The following is a 25,067-nucleotide window of genomic DNA, read 5'->3' on the forward strand; positions in this document are numbered from 1 at the left end:
AATGAGTAGTATCCGCCGTAACAAGAGTTACGGCTCACTATTTACTTGAAAACAGGAGGGATTTGAGACCTTAGAATTCTACTCGTCCTTAATTGCAGGTTGAGTAAAGACTTCCATAAGACCTTCTGGAAGTTCCATTGTAATGGTCTTTACTTCTCGATTAACGTCTAAGATCCAATCCTTGATAATCGGGACCACTACTTGTTTACCCTCAAGATTCGTTAAAAAGTAATGCTGCGCGGTTTGGTCGTTGATCGATTGAATGACGCCGAAGTTAGCTCCGTGCTGATCCAAAAGTTCAAAACCTACGACTTCGTGGTAATAGAACTTCTTACCAGAAAGTTTAGGAAGTGTAGACAAAGGCAAATAAACCTCTCTCCCTAGAACTTGATCAATTTGTGATTCGGAGGCATTTTTGAAAAAAACCAATTTTGAATCCCCTTTTAACCACTGCTGCTTCTCAATAAAGAAAGGCACAAGCATTCCGTTAATCTCGACAAAGATCCCCTCTAGCTTACTATAGAGCTCAGGCTGGTCTGTATCTAACTTTAAAACCACATTGCCCGCAAGTCCATGACGGCGAGTAAGTTTTCCTAGCAAGTAGCAATCTTCTTTATTCAAAACAGTTGTATTTTCAAATTATAATTTAGTTCTAAGAATGTTCAAGACCTCTTCATTAGCATGCCTTAGGTCCAAAAAGTTTCTTGTGTGCAAATTTAAGAGAATTGTTCTAATTAAATTGAGTGAATTTATATTTGTTATAAGGTACTGCATTTCCGAAGCAATAATAAAATTCAGTCTCTGGATTATTGACAAGGATGGTTTGGAAAATTTGTCAGGCTAATCCCTGACAAACACAAAATTTTTGTCAGGGTATAGATTGATTTTTGTTTTGAGGATATCCTTTTATGCACGTAGCTCAAAGAATTCCGGAGACATTATTCAAAAATAAATCGAATTTCTTTAGGCATAAAATGCAGCGCCTCAAAATCCTTAATGACCTCAATTTGATGGGAAGTTTTTGGCGGTACGATAAGGGAATCTCCTTCTCGAAGTAGAGTGGCCTTGTCATTCATATGGAATAGGATTTCCCCAGTCTTCATATAAACGACGGATTCTAAACTAGCAGAATGCCTCGGGAGCATTTCTCCCTCATTTCCACTCATTTGCTTTAGCGTAAGCGACTCTCCCGCAGAGAGAAGCTTTACGGTAGGGTTGACAGAATTATTCATATCTTCTACTTTTGGGTTTATTCTACTAAGGTACCCATTCGCTTGGATATTAGAAGGCATTCTGATTTATATCAGTACTCATTCAAACAAAAAAAAGGTGCTACCGAAGTAACACCTTTTGTATAAGAATCTTTGTAAGAGCTTATGCTTTCGCTTCACCCTCCGCTTCTGGAGCTGCTTCTTCAGCTGCTGGAGCTGCCTCTTCTGCTGCCGGAGCCTCAGTTTCTGGAGCAACCTCTGCTACTGGAGCTGCTGCTTCCGCTTCCGCTGCTGCTTTCGCATCTGCCTCCGCTTTTGCTTGAGCCTCTGCTTCTGCTTTCGCTGCATCTTCTGCTGCTTTTGCTTCTGCAACTACAGCTTCTTGAGCTGCTACTCTGTCTGCGTTTACTTTCGCTTCTGCTTCAAGAGCTGCTTTTTTCGCATCTTCTTTCGCTGAGCTTAATGATTGTTTCTGTCCTTCTACCGCTTTGTCTTTGTCTTCTGCCCAAGCTGCAAATCTTTTGTCTGCTTCTGCTTGATCAAAAGCTCCTTTTGCTACACCCCCTTGAAGGTGTTTTTTAAGAAGAGCTCCTTTGTGAGAAAGAATCGCTCTTGCCGTATCGGTAGGCTGAGCTCCTTGGTTTAACCAAAGTACTGCTTTATCCACGTCCAATTCAATAGTCGCTGGATTGGTGATAGGGTTGTAGATACCTAGTCTTTCGATGTAACGTCCATCTCTTCTAGCTTTCGCGTCTGCTACCACAATGTGAAAGAAAGGTTTACCTTTCTTACCGTGTCTTTGTAATCTAATTTTTACTGACATAAATTTAAAATTTTGGGAAACTCGTCCCGGTTAACATTTTGAGTCTGCAAATTTAAGTTATTTTTCTCAAGTAACCCTCTGTTACCCTTCTATTTTCAAAAAAATATCGAAGTTTTTTGAAAAAGACTTTCTTGGACAGAAACTTAGCGGTAAACTTTTGAGTCTCAGAGCGTCTATTGTTGATCTAGAGACCCGATGAAGAAAAAGCCTAAACAATATTGGTTCTCTTCCATTTTGAGCTCTGGGCCCATGTGATCTTTTAACCCTGGAGAAGACCAATATGCTCCCACTCCTGCGGCGCTTGCCGTTAAATACATGTTTTGAACGGCCATGGAAACGGCTGCAATTTCTTCCCACTGAGGAACCAGTCCTGAATAGTTCACGACAATGGATACGACGGCATCAGACTGTACCCACTTATGGGAAATATCCTTGTATTTCTTTTCAAGAAACACTTCTGGATTCGTGATTTCTTTGTAGACCTCTGCCAGTCTTTCTCCCATCCTATTTTTCTGTTCCCCTTGAAAAACCTGAAAACGCCAAGGGCGTGTTCTCTTGTGGTTAGGGGCATAATTTGCGGAGTCTAAAATTTCTTTTAGGACCTCTGGATCAATGGGCTGACCGTTATAATCTCTTGGGAATCGGCTCTTTCGGCCTTTTATAATTTGACTAAGTACTTCTTGTGAATTCATGAGCCAAAGATAATTCGATATTCTCAATTAAGAAAAGTATTCTTAGTAGATTTCTTCTATTCTTTGGGTGATGTTATTCAACTTAAATTCTTCTCCTTTCTTTTTTCCAAGTAGAATTTGAGCCATTGGGCTTTCAAGGGAAATTGCGTAGTATCGATCCCCGTCGAAGAAAATCTCTCCTAAGGAAACGGAAATATAAAATCGGGCTTTGTTGGTGATGACAAGGGAACCTAATTGAATTCTCTCCGTGGGGGCAGAGATTACTTTCTCAAGTTCTTTTTGCATCTTTTTCAGACTCGCCATTTGGCGATCCAAATGATACAGTTCCTGCTGCAACTCTTCTCGAATGCTATCGTATTTGGTGGTCTTCTTAATATCTTGGCTAGCTTCGCGGGTAAATTCGCGGTAGTACTCCAGAGTTTTCACTTTTCCGGAGAGGGTTTGCTTCACGAATTCTCGAAGCTCTGCTTTATTATAGTTTCCTGTTAGCACATTCCAAATGTAGAGAATTCCTTTTATTTCACCCTTTCCCTTTTAAGCGATTAGAATAGAAAGTCAAAAAATGCTATCTATAGCTGAACCTCGCTCCTAAACTCACTTCTTTACAGGCCCTCCAATTTTATTCTAAGACAATTCTCTACCGATCAAACAAAAGTCTTTCTCCTGCTTTCTGGTCACTAACTTGACCCTTCTCGTAGGCTAAGTGGCCATTGACAAAAGTATGGGTCACTTTGGCTTCAAACTTCTGATTTTCAAAAGGGGACCAGTGGCATTTATAAAGTAAAGATTCTTTCGTGACTTCCCAAGGGGAATTGAGATCAACTAAAACCAAATCTGCCTTGTAGCCCTCTTTTACATAGCCTCGGTCCTGAATTTCAAAAAGGATGGCTGGATTGTGACACATCTTTTCCACGATTTTCTCAAGAGTAATTTTTCCTTGATGGTAGAATTGAAGTAGTGCCACCAGGGAATGATGAACTAAAGGACCTCCCGAAGGAGCTTTGGTATAAACTTGCTGCTTTTCCTCCCAGGTATGAGGAGCATGATCGGTCGCAATCACATCAATTCGGTCGTCTAACAAGGCTTCCCAAAGGGCGTCTCGATCTTTGGCGCTTTTCACTGCAGGATTCCATTTGATCAAGGTTCCTTTTGTCGTGTAATCTTCCTGACTAAACCAGAGGTGGTGCACACAAACCTCCGCTGTTATTTTCTTATCCTTTAAAGGAATGTCATTTCGGAAAAGTTCCGTTTCAATCGCCGTAGAGACATGAAACACATGGAGTTTTGCGCCGGTTTTCTTTGCAAGCTCTATGGCTTTTGATGATGAGATAAAGCACGCCTCTGCACTCCGAATTTCTGAATGGAATTCCACAGGGATATCTTCTCCATAGAGTTGTTTGAATTTTTCCGTATTCTCTCTAATGGTTTGCTCATCCTCGCAATGCACCGCAATGAGCATCTTCGTACTAGAGAAAATTTTCTCCAAGGTTTCGGGATTGTCTACAAGCATATTTCCTGTAGAAGATCCAAGGAAAAGCTTAATGCCCGCTACATTCTTAGGATTGGTTTTAAGTACCTCCTCTAAATTATCGTTAGTGCCTCCCATCATAAAAGAATAATTGGCGTAAGCGCTTTTGCTAGCGATCTCGTATTTGTCTTCCAAAAGTTCTTGGGTGACCGCATTCGGTACTGTATTGGGCTGTTCAATAAAACTGGTCACGCCTCCTGCGACTGCCGCTCTACTTTCTGATTCAATAGTGCCTTTGTGGGTGAGTCCAGGTTCTCTAAAATGCACTTGATCGTCAATAACTCCGGGCAGCAAATAAAGTCCCTCGGCCTCAATTATTCGATCGACCTTCTCTAGGGACAGCTCTGTGCCTACTTTCAAAATTCGGTCCGCTTCGAGCAAAACATCGCCTTTGAAAATTTTTCCTTCGTTTATAATTTGAGCGTTTCGTATTAGCGTTTTCATAAGTATTCTATTGAAATTTAATCCCTAGGGCTGTTTTTGCTCTTCCTTTTAGGCTCCAATTCCTTTGAAAAAGATTAGAAGTCCTCTTTCCTCAAAAGGATTATTTTGGAAGAGCCTCAAAATTACAAAAAAAGAATGCGATTTAGCCCTCCTAGTAAAGGGATTGAAACTTGATTAAACCAAAAGTGTAAGCCAACCCTTCAATTTACATTGTTTATTACATCCGAAATCCACTTATAGTCCGCAAACAACACCCCAATATTAATTCAATGAATATCTTAGCACGCATAAAAATTAAATAATGAACGGAAACTTATTTGGTGATTTTATCTAAGTTTGTCTAATAATATATCCTGCAAAATGTATAAAGTATTGCTTAGCTTCATTTGCTTATCAACCTTGCTAATTTCTTGTCGTCCTGAGAAAAGCCACGAAAACAACGAATGCACAATTACCATTAACATTAAAGACAATCAAGTTATTGAATTTGAAACTATTTTTAAATTTAATAAACCTGTAAAGAACATACTTCATTTTGTTGTTAATGACAATATATCTGACTTGAAAATCGATGGCAAATCTGACTTCCAATATGCTTTTGATTCAAAATCTAGAGAAATAAAAATAGATGCAACTAAGTATAATCTGAAAAATCTAAATTTTACTTATAAAATTTCATTAGACCAGCTTGAACATAAATCTTCGTCGGGATTATTATTGTTGGACGATGATCTTGTTCCGCAACTAGTCGACGAAAAGCGAATTCAGTATTTCTCATATCATATGATCTTTAAAAACATTTCGCCTTACAAATTCTATATCACGAATAAATCACTAACAGATAAATCACCAACAGACAGAGCTTTGGTAATACTATCCTTCGATGAGTATTCTAAATATGAAGGGAATAATATTTCGATACTTCATAATAAGTCCTCTGATGATAAGATTACGTTCATCGCCAATGAAACTGAAAACATCCGTGATACATACAATAACTACCTGCAAATAGACCAAATCATTGATATCAAAATACTCTTAAACGACTACTATCCCTATTCCTTCTATTCTACAGACAACTTTATAAGCTTACAAAACATTCCCTACAAAAAGGGAACCTCCTATCTACTTTCCCATGAGATTGCACACAGTTGGTTCCGCAAAGCAGAAATTTACAATTACAGTAGTGATGCCTTCATGAATGAAAGTTTGGCTGAATATATGAGCTATATTTATTACAGAAGCGTTTATGGCGAAAGCCAATTTACTAAACTGATGCAAAGAAAAAAGACAGAAGCTAATAGGATTGCTTTTTCACTAGTGGAGGTAAACAAGGATATGGAAGGGGAAATTCGAGGGAAAATATTATATACAAAAGGTGCATTAATTTGCTATGAAATTGAAAGAAAAATTGGACGAAACCATTTTAAACAACTTCTACAATTGACCTTAAAAAACAAAATATCTACCCTCGCAGAATTCGAAAAGTTATTAAGTCAACAGTACGGAAAAGAAGTAAAGGATCTATTCGAAGATCTAAAAAAAAGAAGGTCGTTCTCATAATGATAATGTATAAGTGTAAAATAGGAATAAAACTGTATTCCTTTTGAGGATACAAGATTTGACATGGCTCTCCACATATGAGACACAAAAGCAGTATATTCGTACAAAGGACAAATGGAAGTCTAGCTGACAAGCGGAATTTAAAACGAGGAAATCCATCCTATTTTTTACCTTTGTCCAAAATTCATTGGATTTGAAAAAATTATTAAGCGAAACACTGATCTACGGGCTAGGAGCCATCCTTCCACGAGTCATCGTGTTTTTACTCAATCCCCTGTACATTAACTTCATCAATCCCGGTGAATTTGCGCAGTTCACGAATCTCTATGCAATCATTTCTTTTGTTAATATTTTTCTAACCTTTGGATTTGAAACGGCCTACTTCCGATTTGCAGCAGAAAAAGACATGGAGAGAAAGACCTTCAATACTTCGTTTTGGTTTGTAGCAATCAATGCGGCGGTGTTTCTAATAGTTTGTCTTCTCTTTACGCAATCCATTGCTGGGTTTATGGGCTATGGAGCTTCTCCTGAGTACATTCGTTGGATGGCTTGGATCGCTTTCTTTGATGCCGTTTGTATTATTCCTTTTGCTTATTTGCGTTTTCATAACAAACCCATGGTTTATTCCGCCATTCGAGTGGCGCAAAGCGTCATCCACACCGTGTTTGTGATAGCGCTTTTCCTTTGGATTCCGCGCGAACTCTCTAGGAACATGGGACTTACCCATAACGTATCGTTTACTTTTTACAGTAATTTGATTGGCTCTTTGTTTGGCATTCTCATGCTCCTTCCCATTGTTTTAAAGGTCCGATTTCAATTTGTCAAATCCCTTTTTCACAGGATGATAAAGTATGCATGGCCCGTGATGATTGCAGGACTTGCCTTTATGATCAATGAGAATCTAGACAAAGCAATGCAACTCTATATGATTCCTGCCGAGGACGCGGGGGCTTATGGAGGCGCCTACAAACTCGCAGTTCTTATGACACTCTTTGTGACCGCGTACCGAATGGGAATCGAGCCTTACTTCTTTAAACAAATGAACGAAGTGAACGCAAAACAGACCTATGCGAAGATTACCGAGTACTTCACTTACTTTGCTTCCATCATGGCTCTGGGATTAATTGCGAACCTTTCTTGGCTTAAAACTCTCTTTATCCCGAATTCAGCCTATTGGAAAGCGGTTGATATCATTCCTATTATCATTGTTGCGAATTTATTTTTCGGCATCTATTACAACCTCTCCACATGGTATAAAGTCACGGACCGTACGATCTTTGGCACCTATATTTCTTGGATTGGCGCCCTAGTCACCCTTGGGTTAAACTTCTTATTTTTAAAAGAGTACGGGTTTATGGTCTCGGCCTATGTCACCTTAGGAGCCTACTTCCTAATGATGGTACTTTCCTACTTCTTAGGCCAAAAATACTACCCGATACCCTATCCTACTCGAAGAATTTGTTTAACTTTAGCCGGTTTAATTGGCCTCTCTTTTGTTTCGTACCAATTATTTAATGCGAATTTGTGGATTGGGAACGGAATTTTCTTGATATTTACCCTCTCCATCCTCTACAGTCAAAGAGGCCTATTAAAAAAGAATTGAAAACAATGAAGATAAAAGTAATCAACCGCTCCTCACACGAACTTCCAAAATACCAAACGCCGTGCGCGGCCGGTATGGATCTTTACGCTTTTTTAGAATCCCCGATCACGCTCGAGCCCCTTGAGCGCAAGATTATTCCCACAGGACTCTCCATCGAGCTTCCCAAAGGATACGAAGCGCAGGTAAGGCCCCGAAGTGGACTTGCGATTAAAAACGGAATTACAGTTCTAAATTCTCCGGGCACCATTGATGCGGATTATCGAGGGGAAGTGGGTGTCATCCTCATTAACCTATCTAAAGAAAACTTCACGATTCAAGACGGCGAACGAATTGCCCAGATGGTGATTGCGCAGCACGAATGCGCCGAATGGGAAGTTGTAGAAACCCTAAGCGATTCCAGTAGAGGAAGCGGGGGCTTTGGAAGTACCCAAAAATAGAATTCCATACGAGGCGTTTTGCCTCCATTTCATCCCTTAAGTAAACTTCGAAAAACGAACACTTGACTAAAATTTAAAACACACTCTTTTATGAAAATAATCGTTCCCATGGCCGGAAGAGGCTCTCGACTAAGACCCCATACCCTTACGGTTCCAAAACCATTAATTCCAATTGGTGGAAAACCCATCGTTCAGCGCCTCGTAGAGGACATTGCGAAGGTTGCAGGCGAACCCATTGAAGAAATCGCCTTTATTATTGGAGATTTCGGAGCGGAAGTGGAAGCTCACCTCATTGCGGTCGCGGAAAAACTAGGAGCCAAAGGAACGGTCTATACGCAGGACGAACCTTTAGGAACCGCTCATGCCATCAAATGTGCTGAAGCCTCCATGCAGGGAGATGTCGTTGTGGCATTTGCAGATACGCTATTTAGAGCCGATTTCCATTTGGACAAAACTTCTGACGGCGTGATTTGGGTGAAAAAAGTAGAGGATCCAAGCGCATTTGGCGTTGTGAAATTAGACGACTATGGTTTCATAACTGATTTCGTTGAAAAACCAAAAGAATTTGTTTCCGATTTAGCCATTATTGGAATCTATTACTTTAAGTCTGCGGAGACCTTGATGAATGAGATTAACGACATCATGGAAAAGAACATTAAAGAAGGAGGGGAATTTCAATTAACCACCGCTTTAGAAAACCTTCGTAGCAAAGGAGCTAAGTTCTCTCTAGGCAAAGTCGATGACTGGATGGACTGTGGAAACAAAAATGCGACCGTGGAAACGAACAGCAAAATCCTAGGCTACGAAAAAGAAGGGTTTGCAAACTTTCCAGCTTCGGCCCTTATTGAAAACAGTTTAATCATTCCTCCATGTTTTATTGGAGAAAATGTGAAAATTACGAACTCAAAAGTGGGACCTAACGTTTCCATAGGAAACCATACAATCATTGAAAATTCAAATATTGATACCTCCCTTATACAAGAGAAAACCACGATCAACCACGGGAATTTAAGCAATTCCATGATTGGAAATTCAGCAGAATATTACGGCGTATCAAGAGAAATTTCTCTAGGAGATTTTTCCGTTTTAGATTTCTTATCCAAATAAGGCGGTGCTCCCGCTCTAAAGCAACCTATAAGCCAACACACAACCTTTGAGGGTTGTGTGTTTTGGCTTTAATCTTGCACTTGCCTTTAAAATCCTACACTTATGAAATCAAATATATTTATTCTTTCTTTTGTTACCCTTTTTCTTGCACTCGGTTGCACGAGCCAATCCAAGGTCGCAAATCCCACGGACATCAATAAAGAAGTGGATGCGAAAGCTTTATGGACGGACATCAATCGAGCGCCCGAGTTTGAAACCCTTAAAATCTCAAGTAAAATCAATGCACAGACCGGAAAGTTTTTGCCTACGATTGATGCCACAATTTACCTAGAGAAAGATGAGAAAGTCTGGATGAATTTCTCCGCTCTGTTTTTAAGCGTTGCTCGTGGAGTGGCCACTCCACAGGGATTTAAAGGGTACGAAAAATGGAACAAAACGTATATTGACTCTTCTTACGAGTATTTGAATTCTCTTTTGGGTGTGGATTTCATAGATCTACAATCCCTACAGAAATTGCTTGTGGGAAAAACCTTCCTCCCTATCGATCCTAAGGACTTTAAATTGACCAAAGGGACCTCTTCCTATACCCTCGTTTCTAAAGAAAACCAGCGCTTTGGCTCGAGCGAGAGCAGTGAAGAGTATCAAATAAGTTTGGAATATGCTTCCAATTTTGATTTAAAAAAAGTATTATTGCAACAAATAAACTCGCCCAATCAGCTCGAGGTCTATTATTCTAACTTTGAGACGGTGGGTACAGAGCGCTACGCGAAAAATGTTAAACTAATTATAAAAGGCAAAAAGGAAAGTCAAGTGGAGATAGAAAACACGAAATTTGAACTTACAAAAATGTCTACGCCCTATAGCGTGCCTTCAGGTTACAAAAAAGTGACGATTAAATGACAGCAAAGAAACTTTTTTTAGGGGCTGCCCTACTGTGCTTCGTGCTTGGTTTTTCCCAGAGTAAAACTCAGCTTCAAGCGCAAAACAACGAATTAAAAAAACAGATCGCAAAGATCAATAGCAATTTAGCCAAAGCCAAAAGCGAGGCGAAATTGTCGGTGGCTTACTTAGAGGAAGTGAACAAGAAAATCAAACTTCGAGAAAAGGTCTACCAAAACACCCAAAAAGAAAAACGTCTCATTGAGGACGACATCTATCTAAAGCAACTGGAAATTAACCGCCAGCGTCGAGAACTTGCCGTTCTTCGCAAAAACTACGCAGAAGTATTAGTCAAAGCTTACAAAAACAAAGGCGTTCAAAACAAAGTGACCTTCATTCTTTCTTCCCGCAATCTAGGGGAAGCCATTCGTCGCGCCCAGTACCTAAAGACGTATAGCAATTTTCAAGATCAAAAAGCCGCCGAGATTATGGGCGTAGCTCAGAAAATTGAAATGAACATTGAATCTCGTCAGAGATCCGTACAAGACAAGGAAACTCTACTTCGTTCTCAACAAACGGAGCTTTCTACCATTGAAGTAGAAAGAAAACAAAAAGAGGGACTCTTAGCTCAATTCAAAGTAAATGAAGTAGAGCTATCCAAAGAACTAAAACAAAAGCAGGCAGAATCCAGAGCACTTGAAGGAAAATTAAGAAGCATTATCCAAGAAGAAATTCGTCTGGCTAAAGTAAAAGAAGAAGCGGAAAAAGCAGCAAGAGCCGAAGCGGCACGTCAAGCGAAAATCATTGCCGATCGCGAGAAGGCAAGAATTGAAGAGGCGAACCGCGCGAAAATTGCACAGGCAGAAGCCGCTAAGAAAAAAGCAGAAGAAGAGGCTAAACGCCTTCAAGACATCGCCGACAAAAAAGCGAAAGAAGAAGCTGAGAAAACCCGTCTAGCGGAAGCTGCGGATGCGAAGAAAGCGCAAGATGCCCGAAAATCAGACGAGGCGGACAAAGCAGAAGCAAGAAGAATTGCAGCTGCAAAAGAGTCCGCAGAAGCGGCTTCGAAAGCGAAAGCTGCCGCAGACAAACTCGCTGCAGCAAAAGCGAACGAGGCGAAACTCTCCAAAGCAAATGAAGATGCGAAAGAGGCGGTCGAAGCCAAAACGATGACCGCGTACGGAGTTGGGAAAACTTCAGCCGGAAACTTCGCGGCCAACCGAGGATCTCTCGCCATGCCCGTCTATGGAACCATCACCCATCGATTCGGACGCCAACCTCACCCTGTTTTCAAAAACATTGTAGAGGAAAACTCTGGAATTAAAATTGCGGTCCCTAGAGGAACTGTAGCTAAGAGCGTGTACCCAGGTATTGTTTCAAGAGTCTTTGTGGACGGAGGAACCAAAACGGTGGTGGTACGCCACGGAACTTACTTCACCATTTACTCCAATTTAGAATCGGTTTCTGTTTCCGCAAATCAATCGATTGTGGCTGGAGCAGCCATTGGAGTTGTAGGAGCTGATTTCGACGGATCGTACACCTTAGACTTCCAAATCTGGAACGGAACCACGCCAGTGGATCCTATGGGATGGTTAAAATAATTAAAAAATAGTTTACATTTGCACTGTAATAATCTTAATAAATAATACTCATGATAGGTTTTAAAGAAATACTAATCATTGCCCTTATTATCGTAGTTTTATTTGGTGCAAAAAAAATCCCAGAACTAATGAAAGGAGTGGGATCTGGCATCAAAGAATTTAAAGATGCGGTAAAAGACGAAGATAAAAAAGGCCAGGATCCAAAATCCGACGAGCCTACTAACCCTTAAGAAAACACTTGCGCCCCATGGCCTTTTCCGAACTAGCATGGGAGGTTTTTAACCTTTCCATCATCCATTATCATATCACAGATCAGGTAGATGCATCCGACTGCAACCCATACGAGGAGGGTAGTTTGGAACGACTTTTGTATGCAAAGAACTGGATTGACACCGTTCAATGGCATTTAGAAGATCTAATCCGAGACGAGCAAATTGACCCTATTGAAGCGCTGGCCCTGAAAAGGAGAATTGATAAATCGAATCAGAATCGAACCGACCTTGTTGAGTATATTGACAGTTGGTTTTTGGAAAAATACAAAGACATTGTCCCAGCGAAGGACTCGGTTTTAAACACCGAAACTCCCGCTTGGGCCGTGGATAGGCTTTCGATTTTAGCACTTAAAATCTACCATATGGACCAGGAAGCAAGCAGAGAATCTGCAAGCGAGGAGCATAAGGCGAAGTGCAGGGCGAAACTGCTTGTTCTTTTGGAACAACAGATTGACCTGATGAGTGCCATCGATCAGCTCCTGATGGATATAGAGAACGGTTTCGTTAAGATGAAGGTATACAAACAAATGAAGATGTATAACGATGAGAGTCTTAACCCGATCCTATATAGAAAGGATGCGCAAAAATGAAATTTTTAACTTTAGTTATCACCTTACTTACCTTTTTAGTCTCCTGTTCTTCGGAAAAAGTGACACTTTCTCCGATTCAATCGAGCATTGATGCTGCTTCTGCAGTGGCCGCAGGGACGGGCGTAGGCGGTAAATTCACTGAAAAATCAGGGAAAATATTTTATGCCTCTGAGCTTTCCTCTCACATGTCTACCTTTCCGAAATTCCGGAATTCTGCCTTAAATGACGAAGTGAGGGATTTAAAATTCCATGTTAAAGAATACGTTTATGCTGTGCATGCATACAATCTGGTAGGGCAGGAACGCGCACTTGAAAAAGTCGAATCCTCTTACAAGAAAATTCAAAAATTAAGACGCTATCTCTCTCCTTCTGACGATGAAGTCATTAATCGCTATCTGGTGAGAATCAAAAGTAACATTGCCCAACTAGAACTTCTAAGTAGGCCCCCAGGAGGTAAATAACCTTTTTAAACGAACCCCCATACCATGGTCAAAAAACAAGCTGAATCTAGAGTTCCTACCGAGTTTGGCTATTTTAATATTATTGCTTTTTCAGAAGTCGAAACCGATTGGATGCCGCATTTGGCTCTAGTGGCCGAGGGGACTGATTTTTCAAAACCTGTAAACGTTCGGTTTCATTCCGAATGCATGACAGGAGAAATCTTCCACTCCAAAAAATGCGAATGCGGGCAACAGCTTGACTACGCGATGAAATACCTACAAGAAAACGGAGGTATCCTCATCTACTTACGCCAAGAAGGACGCAACATTGGAATCATCAACAAACTAAGAGCGTACTCTTTGCAAGAAGGTGGACTCGATACGGTACAAGCGAACTTACAGTTAGGACTTCCTGCGGACGATCGTGATTTTTCGGTCGCCATTGAAATCCTCAAATTCCTAGAGGTAAAAGAGGTGAACCTTTTGACCAACAACCCAGACAAAATTAAATACGTCGAACAAAGCGGCATTAAACTACACTCTCGCATTCCGCTTCAAATTGAAGCTACCGATGAGAGCCGGGACTATTTACGCGTAAAACGGACGTATTTCAAACATCTATTGAAAGACGATTCAGAATCGTAACTCTCGAGGTTCGAAAAAGCCAATGGAAGCGGAACAGGGTCCAATTAAAAAGAGCGAAAAGCAGAGGCAAATAAACTGTAAAATCTAATCCCAATAAAATCACCGAGCATGGCCTCAAGAGTACCAAAGGGTGAATCGAAGCTCCCCTATATGTTACGTGACTGGAAAAGTAAGATTCAACTATAGAAAATGAACCTTAAGTCCTTTCAGACCTTAGGTAGGTCTTAAGGCGAAAATACAAAAGCCGTTTCCTCTCATGAAGGAAACGGCTTTTTATATAGAATTTGTGTTTTTTACTATCTTCTATTTCTGTGGTGCAGAAACTTTAAGAGCATTCAGTACGGAATTGTACTCTTTGCTTTTTAAATCAGCTGCTGCAGAAGCAGGAACCAGTACAATTCTAAATTGTTGGTTGTTTAGATACTGCGCTTTCTCTGCACTCGACATCGTAGCTTGATCAAAATTCGCTTCTGTATAGATCTCTACTAAATCTTTAGAGAAAAGGAAGTTGTAATCTAACTCACGTCCGTCGGTTAGGTATTCTGTTTTCGGAATTAACTGCCAAACAGGTCCGCTAGTACCTACATTTCTGTAAACCAAAACCACGTCCGATTGTGGAAGTTGAATGGATTGCTGAAGTGAATAATCGTTGGAAGCACTAAAGGTTCCACTCACATCTTTCATCACAGGATAGGTATCGTAATCTTGCCCGGAACCTCTATCGTCTGTATTATCGCAACTAAGTGCAAAAAGACCAACAAAGGCGAGCATCAATAGGGGTAGTAACTTTTTCATAGATTTACTTTGGTATTAAATGATAATTACCCTTAACTATCCAAAACAAATGCCAAAAACTTTATTCTTTGCATGGGGGGCGTAAAATTATAAAGTTGTATTTTTGTTTCTCACGAAAACCCTGCCTTATGAAGCTAACCCGTTTGTATTCTACTCTATTGCTAAGTATCTTTCTAAGCAGCTTTCTATCAGCGCAGTACAAACCCTTAGACCTTACAGAAGCGAAAAAGAAAGAGGCTGAGCAGTGGGTAAACAAAACCTACGAAAGCTTATCACAAGACGAAAAATTAGGTCAATTATTTATTGTTGCACTTTACACAAACAAGGGTGAACAGGAGATTGAGCAGGTAAAAACCCTTGTGAAAACAGAAAAGCTAGGAGGACTCATTTTAATGCAAGACGATGCAAAACGAGAAATTGAGATCCTAAATGAGCTGCAATCGCAGAGCAAAGTTCCTATGCTCGTGGGAATGGACGCAGAATGGGGAATTTTCCAAAGAATTGAAAAAGCCTATAAGCTGCCATGGGCCATGGCCTTAGGCGCTATCACAGACAAAACCGTCGTCACCGAAATGGCTTCGCAAATTGCGGCGGATGCAAAACGAATGGGCGTCAATTGGGTTTTTGCTCCGGTTGTAGACGTTAACACCAACCCTAGCAATCCTATCATTGGTAACCGAAGCTTCGGATCCGAAGTGGATAATGTAGTACTCTCCGCGAATGCATACACGAAAGGACTTCAAGACCACGCGGTTCTCGCGGCAATCAAGCATTTCCCAGGGCACGGCGATACGAGCATGGACTCGCACTTGGATCTTCCGGTCGTCGCTCACTCCAAAGAGCGATTAGAAAAGATCGAACTAGCACCCTTTAAAGCGATGATGGATTTAGGCGTAGGAGGCGTCATGGTCGCCCACTTGTATGTGCCTGCCTTAGAACCCAAAAAAGGAGTACCCGCTTCTATCTCTTTCGACGTCATTACAGGCCTTCTAAAGGAATCCTATGGCTATAAAGGACTGATCATCACGGATGCCTTAAACATGGGCGCCGTCGCAAAACGCTACAAACCAGGTGAATTGGATTTCCTTGCCTTCCAGGCAGGAAATGACATCATGCTTTTCTCTCAAGGGGTAAACGAGGGGAAAAAGCGAATAAGACAAGGACTTGAAAACGGAACGATTCCGGAGTCTCGCCTAGAAGAAAGTGTAAAGAAGATTCTAAAGACAAAATACTATTTAGGCCTTGATTCTTTTGAGCCTATTTCGACGCAGAATCTAGACTACGACTTAAACAATCAGACGCACAAACAAATGGCGCAAAAGGTTTATTCTAAGGCCCTCACTCTTTTACGAAATGAAAATGTGATTCTTCCTCTTTCTTGCAAGGAGACTTACTATTATGTAGGATTAGAAGAAGACCCTTTCCATGAGTTTGTAAAAGCACTCCAAATAGGTACGACTGTAAAAACTGTCTCCAAATCAAAAATTAGCTCCATTCCTAAGGGTGCAAAAGTAATTGTGGGCCTACACAAGGACAATTCTACGGCTTACAAACCGTATAAAATCTCAAAAGAATCCAAAGACATTCTTAAGAACTTAACGAAAGACCACGAAGTAATACTAAGCGTATTCGCTTCGCCTTATGCCCTTTTAGACATGGATCTACAGGGAATTTCAGGGGTTGTGGTCGCCTACGAAAACAATATAGACTCGCAAATGGCGAGCGCAAAAGCATTTTTAGGACAAAGTCCTATGGAGGGAAAACTTCCCGTGAGTATAAGCGCCGAATTAAAGGCAGGCGATGGGCTTATTCTTCCCACGCAAGAGACTTCTACAAATCCAAAACCAACCTCTCAAATCCTCATTGAATAATGAAAATAGGAATCCTTTGCTACCCTACGTATGGAGGTAGCGGCATTGTAGCCACTGAACTTGGAATGGCACTCGCAGACAAAGGCTACGAAGTGCATTTTATTTCCAACAATTTACCGGCTCGACTTGACATTACAAACCCCAATATCTTCTTTCATAAGGTAAACTTGCAGACCTACCCTCTGTTTCAATACCAACCTTATGACATCGCGCTTAGCTCTATGATCTACCGCGTAGTGAACCTCTACAAATTAGATCTTCTTCATGCGCATTATGCAATCCCGTACGCGTATGCCGCGTTTACAGCCAAGCAAATGCTTAAAGAAGAAGGGAAAGACGTGCCTCTAGTCACTACCTTACACGGCACAGACATCACACTTGTAGGTCAGTTTCCAAGTTACAAGCATGCAGTAGAATTCTCTATCAACCAAAGCAATGCGGTAACGTCCGTTTCTGAGAGTTTAAAGAAAGATACTTTGAAATTCTTCAACATTACAAGACCTATTGAGGTCATCACGAATTTCATTGACAACAAAGTATTCACTCCTGAGATCCCTTGCCAAAGGGACCAATTCGCAAAACAGGATGAAAAAATACTCATTCACGTCTCGAACTTACGTCCCGTAAAAAGAATACAAGACGTTCTTCAAATCTTCAAAAACGTACAGGCCAAAATAAAATCTAAACTTGTCATTATTGGGGAGGGACCGGATATGGAACTTGTCAATCAATTTCTAGAACAAAACCCGGATCTAATTGATAAAATCCGGATTCTAGGAAAAGTAAACGACCTCTACCGAATCTTAGAACTTTCCGATGTTTTCCTTCTTCCATCCGAACAGGAAAGCTTTGGACTGGCCGCCCTTGAGGCAATGGCAGCCGCAACCCCCGTGATCAGTTCAAATGCCGGAGGAATTCCTGAGGTAAATATCCAAGGGGTTACAGGCTATCTAGCCGAAATCGGCAATGTAGAAGTAATGAGCAACTATACCATTAAACTTCTGAGCGATCCAGAATTACTCTGCCAAATGAAAGTGAATGCTAAGAACCAAGCGGAGAGTTTTGATTTGCATAAGATCGTTCCCCTTTATGAGGAGATGTACAGAAGAACCACCGAGGAATTTTTGAATTCAAAAAAACCTTAAATTTACACATACAGATGTAAGCATTTTATGAGCGAACCGAGATTCATATCCAATCTAAGACACAAACTCGAGCGAGAATGGTTTGGTGTACTTACCCGCCTAGGTGCGAAACTGGGAATCCCAGTTTCAAAACTTCGTGTATTTTTCATCTACTCCACTTTTGCGACGGTTGGCTTTGTTTTCCTGCTCTATCTTGTCCTTGCATTCTTTCTTTGGGTAAAGGATATCTTTGTCACTCGTCGACCGAGCGTCTTCGATCTCTAACCTTCGCAATTGGAATCATCTTAGGGGCTTAGTTTTTAAAACACCTTCATTTTACATTTTGTAATACGCATCGTTTTAAGTGTAAGAACTCGCCTTGCAAAAGACCGTACTTTTACTCAAATTCAATTTAGATTCATGAAAATAGATTACCTACATGTGGATTCGGCCGATCACTACCGAGCTAGGCCCATTTACGACTCATACAAATCGTACTTTCCACGGGACGAAAGACGAAGCAAAGAGCAGTTCTTTACGCTTTTCAAAAATCCAAATGTACAAGTACGCTCCCTTCTAGTAGATTCGAAAGACTTAGGGTATCTCATTCTTTGGCCCTTGTCAAGTTCTGTATTCGTGGAACACTTTGAAATCTTTGATGAGTTCCGAAATCAAAGTTATGGATCAAAAGTACTTGCAGATCTTTTTAAAGACTATTCAAGAATTGTACTCGAATGCGAGCCTGAAGACTTAGGTCTAGATGCAAAACGTCGACTTTCCTTTTATCAAAAACTAGGATTGGAGGTTCTGGACAAAAACTATCAGCAACCGGCCTATGGACTAGACAAAAACCCACTCGATTTATGGCTATTAAGCAACTATCTACACCACGACATCAAAGCCTTAAAAGAAGAAATTTACGATGTTGTTTATCATTAAAACATCCCCTTTAAAATCAAAAAAAGCGGCACTATAGGCCGCTTTTGTATTTCACGTTTAATCTGTGCTTAGTTGACAGACCAAATTGTATAGGTTCCGGGTGGACATTTAATTTTGACCCAACGGTCACTACGGGTCGTTGTCTTATAGGCGGTTTCGTTTCCGGTTAAATCGGAGATCTCTTTGGACACCCAATTGCTTTCCACCCATTTTTCTTGGTACGTAGAAGATGTATTAAAATACACAATAAGACCTGGATTTCCATTGTATCCATTTCGTCTTGCAATGTATTCATCCTTGTCCGCGTAAAGAATAGAGGTCGTCCCTGTTGCTTTCTCGTTATGGATTTTGATAAGGGTGTTTAACGAAGTTTTGTCAAGCCACTCTTCATAATCTCGATAGAAAATTGTTGGATATCCCTCGTGGGTTAGAATATACGCATAGGCATATTTTTTATTCCAAATATCATCGGTGTCGTGGTTGGTGACAAAGGTTACCGATTTGTGTGGATTTTGTTTCCAGTACATCGCCTCTGTAAGCTTCATTAAATTGTCCTGATCAAACGCCTCTTCCATTTTGTAATAGGTAGAGAAATCGAAGACATTACTTCCTGAGGATTTCACCCAATCGTCGATTAGCTGTAGGTTGGTATCCCAAAGTTCTCCAACGGAGAACCCTCCTACCGCAGCATTCCAATCTTTGACGACCCAAGAACCAAATCCTTTTACATAATCAAAACGCCATCCGTCAAACTTAAGAGTATTCTTATAGTACTTCCCTACGGATTCTGGTTTTTTCCAGAACCAGTCCTGCACATACGGATTTGCATGACTTAAATCTGGCATGTCGCCAAAACTTCCTTCATCATGCGTTCCCGTGCTGTTAGGATAAAAAGATTCATAATCTCTTTTAAAAAGTCCTGAAGCTACGGTGGTGAAATCGGTCCAAGTATCGGTTTTCGTATAAGGATTGTACTGCGAGCCTCCTCCACTATTGTGGTTTAAAACAATGTCCGCATACACCATCACATTGCTTTGATGGGCTTTGCTAATAAGGTTCACTAGCTCGTCCTTGGACCCAAAACGAGTCTCTGTCGTGCCGTGCTGATTGTACTGCCCAAAGTCAAAATAATCGTAAGGATCGTATCCCATAGAATACCCTCCACTTTGACCTTTAGTTACAGGGGGAAGCCAAATAGCTCCAATTCCTGCACTAGACCAGGCACTTACCTTTTCACTCATTTTATCCCACCAGGTTCCCCCCATAGGAACATCCCAGTAAAAAGCCTGCATCATAACGGCTCCCCCTTCTCCGCCTACCGCTTTACCGCTTGGTGGCAGGGCTCCCACCGCAAAGGGCTTTCCTTCGTGCGTGGTGACGTTAATGACTTTAAAGTCAGGTTTCACCACAACTTCGCCTGGTGGAGGATTGGGAGTGGGGTCTGGGTTCGGTGTTGGATCGGGATCGCGTCCGCCATCAGAGCCGCAGCTAAGCAGCACACTTAGGGTCATCCCAAGTATAAGTAGAGGTCTAAATTTCATTGTAATCAAATAAAGTAGAAGGTAAATTTAGTGAATTAATTAACACATTCCACTTTTGATTGCAAATTTAGCCTACCGACTATCGAACTTCGTATTCGAGCTTCACTGTAATGCTAGATTCCTTCTCTTTTGATGAAGTATTATAGGTTCCACCCCAGGAATATTCCTCGGTTGAGTTGGGCGCTGTAATTTGAATGACCCCAGTGGAGCCTTTTTTAAGTTTCCCTAATTTTGCTCCTGCATTGTCTGCAATTTTCTCTGCTCTTTCTTTCGCATCTTTGGTTGCATCTGCAATCATCTGCTGCTTCACCTCAGAGAGTTTGGTGTAAAAATAATTTGGTGTTGTGGACGTAAATTCAATCCCTCGATTAATAATCTCGGTGATATTTCTGGATAGATCTTCTATCTTCCCAACTTCCTTACTTTCTATTGATACCTTTTGCATTAATTGGTACCCACCGAAATTTCGGGAACTATTTCCGTTCGCATCGTTTGAATAGTTATAGAGTTTTTGGATGTCCACCGCTGAAAATACCATTTCTGCCGGTTTAATTCCTTTGGATTTCAAATACTCTGATATGACACTTCGATCCGCGGCAAGTTCCGCGTAGGCACTTTGCAGCTCAAAACTGGTTCTGGAAAAACTTCCATCCCAAGTAATTAAATCAGATGTAAATGTTTTAGTTCCAAGGCCTGTCACCGAGATTGTATTATCGGCTTTGTTACGGTTTTTTATGGCTGAGCCAAAAAGGGCCACGCCAATAATAAAGCCTAGGGCTGCAATCGTAACAGCAATTATAGATTTATTCATTGTGAAAATTGGATTTGGTTTTTTGTATTCGTACAAAGAACAAACAAATCTTGTTCCGCTTTGAAAACTATTGAATCAAAGGTAGGTTGTTACAAAGGAAGCTCCTTCTCTTTTTGAACCGTTACTCGGGTGTCCAAATAGTTAGTTAGAAGACCTTTTAACTCTAGCTCAATGGCTTTCATGTCGAATCGAAGTCTGAATTTCTTAGCTAGATCCAGTCTTTCATCTGCATAGGCTAAGTAGATATCAAAATCATATTCGTCAAGTCCACGGGATTTGTAATACTCTAAATCGGTCGCTTCTTTCACGCGCTTATAGAAAGCTTCTCTTTGTGCGTAGTTTGCTGGAGGAGTTGGATTTGTAGCCTTATTAAATAGTTCTCCTAACCCGGAAGCTAATTTCAATAAATCCATTTGACCTTGGGAAAAGTCGGGTCCCATTGCCATCGAAGAAGGCATTTTATTACTTGGATACGCCCCTTCTGCAGGAGGTTTCATCATATAAGCAGCCATCTCATCGTTCAATTTTCTTTCTCGCAGCGGTCGATCTAAGGCTCTCGAGTCTTTGCTTAGGATTCCAGAAGGACGAAATCCGATCACTACTTCTTCAATTTCATGTTCTAAGAGAACTAAATCGATTGAAATGGAGGAAGTAAAACTTTCTGCTTTCACATAGTAACTAACTCTTTGAAAACCCGGCTTAATAAAACGGATTTCATCTCCTACACTTCCATAGATAAGAAAATGCCCATCGTTGTCCGATTGCGTTAAATTCTCTGTCGCGACATTGTACACACTTACGCCCGCTACACTTCGATCTCCTTCTACACTCACGCGGCCAATTAAAACCTGTTGCGCGCTCACATAAGCGCTCAGAAAAAGAAATAGGAAAAGAAAAGGTGTTCTCATAGGAAATTGTTTTTTTTAGTGGAATCAAATTAAGGCTGATTCGAATCTTTAAGTCTACTCACATAAACCTGGATAGGTGTTTCTAACTCGGCTGTCACCCCCGAGAGGTTTCTAGCACGTGCATAGGTTCTCACTTTTGGATTGGAAGAAAAGGCAAACCCTAAAAATTCTCCAATCCTATTTGAAGGAATGCCATTCTCTAGAAAATAGGACTCAGGCAAGCGCTGCTTTACCCAATTGATTTCCCCTTGTCGGTCTTCAAATTCATAAAGACTCTTCTTTCTACGTCCATCCCCACTTATCACTTCATACAGCGCATGCACGTTTAGGTTACCCAAAAGCATGGGTAAAAGCGTTTCTGCTGCAGAGGTGTAAGCTTTCTCACGCGGCTTTTCTGGGGCCTGAGGAAGACCTACGGCTGCTTGCACTTGATCGGCTGCACTTCTTTTTGCAAGAAGCCTGGAATCCTTTGCAAGGTCTCCACTTAAACGTACACTCGGTACTTGCACCTCTTCAATTAAAGTTGCCACCTTGCTAAGGAAGGTAAAGTAAGGAGTATCTTGTCCTGTAACCACGAGAGCACTTCGTTCATACCCACGCTTAACAAATCTTAGCTCCTCTCCCACACTTGCAGGAATTTCATAAGCACCTTCTGAATCCGTAAGGACTTTCGCTTGGGTTTTCATATTCATTACGAGAACTCCAGGAAGCTTCACACCTTCCGTGCTAACAAAGCCTTTTGCGCTTTGAGCGTAGAGCACGCTCAAAGTACCCAAAGTAAACAGTATGACAAAATGACGCGTTAGTGGGTTCATATATTCAGGTCGTAAAAATACTTCCTATTCCTCTATAATGAACTAAATAATCGATAGCTCATGCCCAAGTTTAACCGTAGTTAACGCGTTTTAAGACAACTTAACACTTTGACAATCTTGTTTTCGTTAAAAATTATTCAAAAAATCATTGCAAATGGCATTATATCTCAAATAGGTTCTCCGCAAATCGAACGAACACTATTGCACAAATCAAATATTGGAACGAAATTTTCATTACCTTTGCAGACTTACTACAATTAAGGGGCTGACCGGTATCGACAGCAAGCCTAGTGGGTAAGTAAGCATGCAGAGAACCTCAGCGCGATCTCTTTAATCCCTTGCTGAAAACTTTTAACTGGCGACCAAGAGTTTGCTCTTGCTGCTTAATCCGAATCACAGTAGGATTTAGCGCTTTTCCCGAAGTATAGTAAGGAAACAAGATGTCCCACAGAAGCCTCCGTTTTGCGGCGTCTGATTCTGGGGCATAGGAAATGCAGAACTAAGTCTCGTGAATCTTCGGCTCGAGAACAAAAATTTTAGAAGATAAGTTAAGCGTTGGGTGTTTGCCCTCTGCGTTTAATCGAAAATTAATGGTAGAATAAGCATGTAGAAATCTTATGTACTACTTGTTTGGACGAGAGTTCGAATCTCTCCAGCTCCACATTTTAGATTCTAACTGTCTGATTTTTCAGGCAGTTATTTTTTTATCTTGAACGATTGTGGGACTATAGCTTGATAATAAATATGCCGTTATCATCCAAAATTCGCAACATTTTTAGTAAGTAATTAAAGAGATATTTTCACCACGTTCCAACAAACTCACCGTGGATCTATTAACCGCTGCCTTATCGGCTAATTCTTGTTGATTTAGATTATGCTTAATACGGCTTTGTTGAACAAACAAACCTATTGTATTTAAAATTGCCTTATCCGAAAACAAACTAATGTCTGAAATATTACTCATAAATTATCTTTTTAACCCATAATGAATCCTATTTCATTCATTGTGGATTTATATCTAATGTACGAAATATAACGCATAACTAGAAAAAAATGCAATTACGCATCAAATTTCACTCATTGTGTGCTTACTTAAATCTTGATATTGCTTTGTATATTGTCATTTCTTATTTAGGCAAAAGCACGTGTGTTTTTTTTGCAGGTGAAAAATAAGGAGTCTATCACAGCTGCCCTTTGTGGACATTACGGATCAAATTGTGCCACCCAATTCGGTTTATTAGTTCGTAGGGCGGATACGCTTATTTAAAGATTTTGGAAAAGACTTATGCAAAAGTTCATGGTCTTCTTCTTTAAAAGAACCGTTCAAGACACAGAATCCAAAATCACACACCAGGGTGGAATTAGTACAATAGATTAGAAAATAGTACATTTGTAGTTCGTTAGAACAACCCATTGAATTCAAGAATCTCCATATGGTTTTGCTTTATTGCACTTGGACTTTTCCTCGTGCCTCAGTGGGCATGGGCCAACTTGGAAATGCAAGCACCTACTGCGAATACTTGTTCGATGTCTGGTAATGGTCTTCCCAATAAGGACACAACTACAAAGCACTCTCATGGAATGGAAAATTGTGGAGACTGCAACACAAAATCACATGATTGCAATTCTAGTGGCTGTACGAATCATTGCAATGCTGCCGTCTGTGGAACTTTGCTTTTGCATGGTGCTGTAATTTCAAAATCAGCACTTGGTTCTAAGACTGCTCTTGTCGATTCCTCTTCTAAAAAATCTCAATTCTATTATCTAAATCCTACGTATTTAGAAGGACTTAAGTCCATATGGCAACCGCCCAAACTTTTTCTCTAAGAATTTCACGCGCAATTTTGCCTCTACCTTTTTTTCGGTAAATAGGCTTTACAATTCTTATATTCCAACTAAGAATTGCTTACGCCACTTGTGAAATTCAATACCAAGTCTATTTATAGGCCTACTTAGAATTCAAACTTTTTTAACTATAAACGATTGGCTCCTAAACAAATGAGTCATCCCCTAATTCTATTTATAAAATGAAAACAATCTTATATTCTTTTATTGCCCTAGCATCCCTTACCCTTTATTCTTGCAACGAATCCAAAACTGCAGAAGTGGGAACTACTTTCACTGCCTCTGCCACTCCAACGACAGGAGAAATTGTACCAAACGATTATGTCTGCATGGTGAACAACGCTTACATGGGTAAAAAACAACTTGAAGTGGATTTTGAAGGAAAAACCTACTACGGATGCTGCGAAGATTGCAAAACAAAAATTCCACAGCAAGAAAATGCAAGAGTAGCACTTGATCCTGTTTCTGGGAATGAAGTAGACAAATCAGAAGCTGTGATTGCAATCGCCGACTCTTATGACAATGTACTTTATTTTGAAAACGAAGAAAACTACAAGACTTACTTCCAAAATCTAAATTAAGA

General features: G+C 40.6%; 27 protein-coding genes and 1 other RNA gene. 16 read left to right on the forward strand and 12 right to left on the reverse strand.

Translation table 11 applies throughout. The annotated features are described in order from the left end of the window. Positions 1–78: 78 nt before the first annotated feature. From rimM to AC3IRX_RS05005, 6 genes are all read right to left on the reverse strand, one after another. Entirely contained in the window at positions 79–621 is a 543-nt protein-coding gene (gene rimM, locus AC3IRX_RS04980; RefSeq protein ID WP_459112056.1) for a ribosome maturation factor RimM, read from the reverse strand. Between the two features lie 317 nt (positions 622–938). Then, complete coding sequence (locus AC3IRX_RS04985; protein WP_459112055.1) at positions 939–1,232, reverse strand: cupin domain-containing protein; 294 nt, start codon at positions 1,230–1,232, stop codon at positions 939–941. Positions 1,233–1,374: 142 nt separating this feature from the next. Continuing rightward, a complete protein-coding gene (locus AC3IRX_RS04990) occupies positions 1,375–2,034 on the reverse strand; it encodes a 30S ribosomal protein S16 (RefSeq protein ID WP_489211366.1) in 660 nt (219 codons plus the stop codon). A 173-nt stretch (positions 2,035–2,207) separates the two neighbouring features. Continuing rightward, positions 2,208–2,726 carry a nitroreductase family protein gene (locus AC3IRX_RS04995; protein ID WP_489211367.1) on the reverse strand — a complete coding sequence of 173 codons (519 nt, stop codon included), beginning with the start codon at positions 2,724–2,726 and terminating at the stop codon, positions 2,208–2,210. Between the two features lie 42 nt (positions 2,727–2,768). Then, positions 2,769–3,218, reverse strand: a complete 450-nt coding sequence (locus tag AC3IRX_RS05000; RefSeq protein WP_489211368.1) for a hypothetical protein — start codon at positions 3,216–3,218, stop codon at positions 2,769–2,771. A gap of 145 nt (positions 3,219–3,363) precedes the next feature. Continuing rightward, positions 3,364–4,698 (reverse strand): dihydroorotase, encoded by a 1,335-nt coding sequence (locus AC3IRX_RS05005; protein ID WP_489211369.1) that lies wholly within the window; start codon positions 4,696–4,698, stop codon positions 3,364–3,366. A gap of 360 nt (positions 4,699–5,058) precedes the next feature. Between AC3IRX_RS05005 and AC3IRX_RS05010 the strand changes: the two genes are divergently transcribed. From AC3IRX_RS05010 to ribA, 10 genes are all read left to right on the forward strand, one after another. Beyond that, the gene (locus AC3IRX_RS05010; protein ID WP_489211370.1) at positions 5,059–6,261 is read left to right on the forward strand and encodes a M1 family aminopeptidase; all 1,203 of its coding nucleotides are present in this window, start codon (positions 5,059–5,061) and stop codon (positions 6,259–6,261) included. Positions 6,262–6,454: 193 nt separating this feature from the next. Next, positions 6,455–7,864 carry a lipopolysaccharide biosynthesis protein gene (locus AC3IRX_RS05015; protein WP_489211371.1) on the forward strand — a complete coding sequence of 470 codons (1,410 nt, stop codon included), beginning with the start codon at positions 6,455–6,457 and terminating at the stop codon, positions 7,862–7,864. 5 nt (positions 7,865–7,869) lie between these two features. Further along, positions 7,870–8,301, forward strand: coding sequence for a dUTP diphosphatase (gene dut, locus AC3IRX_RS05020; RefSeq protein WP_459083438.1), 432 nt, complete (start codon positions 7,870–7,872; stop codon positions 8,299–8,301). A 90-nt stretch (positions 8,302–8,391) separates the two neighbouring features. Beyond that, positions 8,392–9,408: a sugar phosphate nucleotidyltransferase gene (locus AC3IRX_RS05025; protein ID WP_489211372.1), complete on the forward strand. Its 1,017-nt coding sequence runs from the start codon at positions 8,392–8,394 to the stop codon at positions 9,406–9,408. Positions 9,409–9,510: 102 nt separating this feature from the next. Continuing rightward, complete coding sequence (lolB1, locus tag AC3IRX_RS05030) at positions 9,511–10,308, forward strand: lipoprotein insertase outer membrane protein LolB1 (protein WP_489211373.1); 798 nt, start codon at positions 9,511–9,513, stop codon at positions 10,306–10,308. Further along, positions 10,305–11,888, forward strand: a complete 1,584-nt coding sequence (locus tag AC3IRX_RS05035; protein ID WP_489211374.1) for a murein hydrolase activator EnvC family protein — start codon at positions 10,305–10,307, stop codon at positions 11,886–11,888. Before lolB1 ends, AC3IRX_RS05035 begins: the two co-directional genes overlap by 4 nt. A 50-nt stretch (positions 11,889–11,938) precedes the next feature. After that, complete coding sequence (locus tag AC3IRX_RS05040) at positions 11,939–12,118, forward strand: twin-arginine translocase TatA/TatE family subunit (protein WP_489211375.1); 180 nt, start codon at positions 11,939–11,941, stop codon at positions 12,116–12,118. 17 nt (positions 12,119–12,135) lie between these two features. After that, positions 12,136–12,750, forward strand: a complete 615-nt coding sequence (locus tag AC3IRX_RS05045; RefSeq protein WP_489211376.1) for a DUF4254 domain-containing protein — start codon at positions 12,136–12,138, stop codon at positions 12,748–12,750. Next, the gene (locus AC3IRX_RS05050; RefSeq protein ID WP_489211377.1) at positions 12,747–13,211 is read left to right on the forward strand and encodes a hypothetical protein; all 465 of its coding nucleotides are present in this window, start codon (positions 12,747–12,749) and stop codon (positions 13,209–13,211) included. The genes AC3IRX_RS05045 and AC3IRX_RS05050 overlap by 4 nt, the downstream gene beginning before the upstream one ends. A 24-nt stretch (positions 13,212–13,235) precedes the next feature. Next, positions 13,236–13,835 (forward strand): GTP cyclohydrolase II, encoded by a 600-nt coding sequence (gene ribA / locus AC3IRX_RS05055; protein WP_489211378.1) that lies wholly within the window; start codon positions 13,236–13,238, stop codon positions 13,833–13,835. Between the two features lie 303 nt (positions 13,836–14,138). Here ribA and AC3IRX_RS05060 read toward each other — a convergent pair whose 3' ends face one another. Continuing rightward, positions 14,139–14,630 (reverse strand): hypothetical protein, encoded by a 492-nt coding sequence (locus AC3IRX_RS05060; protein ID WP_489211379.1) that lies wholly within the window; start codon positions 14,628–14,630, stop codon positions 14,139–14,141. A gap of 128 nt (positions 14,631–14,758) precedes the next feature. On the opposite strand from AC3IRX_RS05060, the gene AC3IRX_RS05065 reads away from it, so the two are divergent. The 4 genes from AC3IRX_RS05065 (at position 14,759) to AC3IRX_RS05080 (ending at position 18,564) form a co-directional block, all read left to right on the forward strand. After that, a complete protein-coding gene (locus AC3IRX_RS05065; protein WP_489211380.1) occupies positions 14,759–16,501 on the forward strand; it encodes a glycoside hydrolase family 3 protein in 1,743 nt (580 codons plus the stop codon). Then, complete coding sequence (bshA, locus tag AC3IRX_RS05070; protein ID WP_489211381.1) at positions 16,501–17,646, forward strand: N-acetyl-alpha-D-glucosaminyl L-malate synthase BshA; 1,146 nt, start codon at positions 16,501–16,503, stop codon at positions 17,644–17,646. Before AC3IRX_RS05065 ends, bshA begins: the two co-directional genes overlap by 1 nt. 27 nt (positions 17,647–17,673) lie before the next feature. Beyond that, positions 17,674–17,910 carry a PspC domain-containing protein gene (locus AC3IRX_RS05075; protein WP_459083427.1) on the forward strand — a complete coding sequence of 79 codons (237 nt, stop codon included), beginning with the start codon at positions 17,674–17,676 and terminating at the stop codon, positions 17,908–17,910. Between the two features lie 135 nt (positions 17,911–18,045). Continuing rightward, positions 18,046–18,564 (forward strand): GNAT family N-acetyltransferase, encoded by a 519-nt coding sequence (locus AC3IRX_RS05080; RefSeq protein ID WP_489211383.1) that lies wholly within the window; start codon positions 18,046–18,048, stop codon positions 18,562–18,564. 68 nt (positions 18,565–18,632) lie between these two features. On the opposite strand, the gene AC3IRX_RS05085 is transcribed toward AC3IRX_RS05080, so the two are convergent. The 4 genes from AC3IRX_RS05085 to AC3IRX_RS05100 form a co-directional block, all read right to left on the reverse strand. Continuing rightward, on the reverse strand, positions 18,633–20,105 hold the full coding sequence (locus AC3IRX_RS05085) for an alpha-amylase (RefSeq protein WP_489211384.1): 1,473 nt from the start codon (positions 20,103–20,105) through the stop codon (positions 18,633–18,635). Between the two features lie 79 nt (positions 20,106–20,184). Continuing rightward, complete coding sequence (locus AC3IRX_RS05090) at positions 20,185–20,916, reverse strand: SIMPL domain-containing protein (protein ID WP_489211385.1); 732 nt, start codon at positions 20,914–20,916, stop codon at positions 20,185–20,187. Positions 20,917–21,005: 89 nt separating this feature from the next. Continuing rightward, positions 21,006–21,824 carry a peptidase associated/transthyretin-like domain-containing protein gene (locus AC3IRX_RS05095; protein ID WP_489211386.1) on the reverse strand — a complete coding sequence of 273 codons (819 nt, stop codon included), beginning with the start codon at positions 21,822–21,824 and terminating at the stop codon, positions 21,006–21,008. Between the two features lie 29 nt (positions 21,825–21,853). After that, positions 21,854–22,639, reverse strand: a complete 786-nt coding sequence (locus AC3IRX_RS05100) for a carboxypeptidase regulatory-like domain-containing protein (RefSeq protein ID WP_489211387.1) — start codon at positions 22,637–22,639, stop codon at positions 21,854–21,856. 261 nt (positions 22,640–22,900) lie between these two features. On the opposite strand from AC3IRX_RS05100, the gene ssrA reads away from it, so the two are divergent. Continuing rightward, positions 22,901–23,303, forward strand: a transfer-messenger RNA (tmRNA) gene (gene ssrA, locus AC3IRX_RS05105). A 111-nt stretch (positions 23,304–23,414) separates the two neighbouring features. Here the strand turns inward: ssrA and AC3IRX_RS05110 are convergent. After that, positions 23,415–23,603, reverse strand: coding sequence for a helix-turn-helix transcriptional regulator (locus tag AC3IRX_RS05110; protein ID WP_489211389.1), 189 nt, complete (start codon positions 23,601–23,603; stop codon positions 23,415–23,417). A gap of 1,063 nt (positions 23,604–24,666) precedes the next feature. Between AC3IRX_RS05110 and AC3IRX_RS05115 the strand changes: the two genes are divergently transcribed. After that, positions 24,667–25,065, forward strand: a complete 399-nt coding sequence (locus tag AC3IRX_RS05115; protein ID WP_489211390.1) for a hypothetical protein — start codon at positions 24,667–24,669, stop codon at positions 25,063–25,065. Positions 25,066–25,067 lie beyond the last annotated feature (2 nt).

It is taken from the genome of Epilithonimonas sp. KH_059 (genome assembly GCF_057838485.1).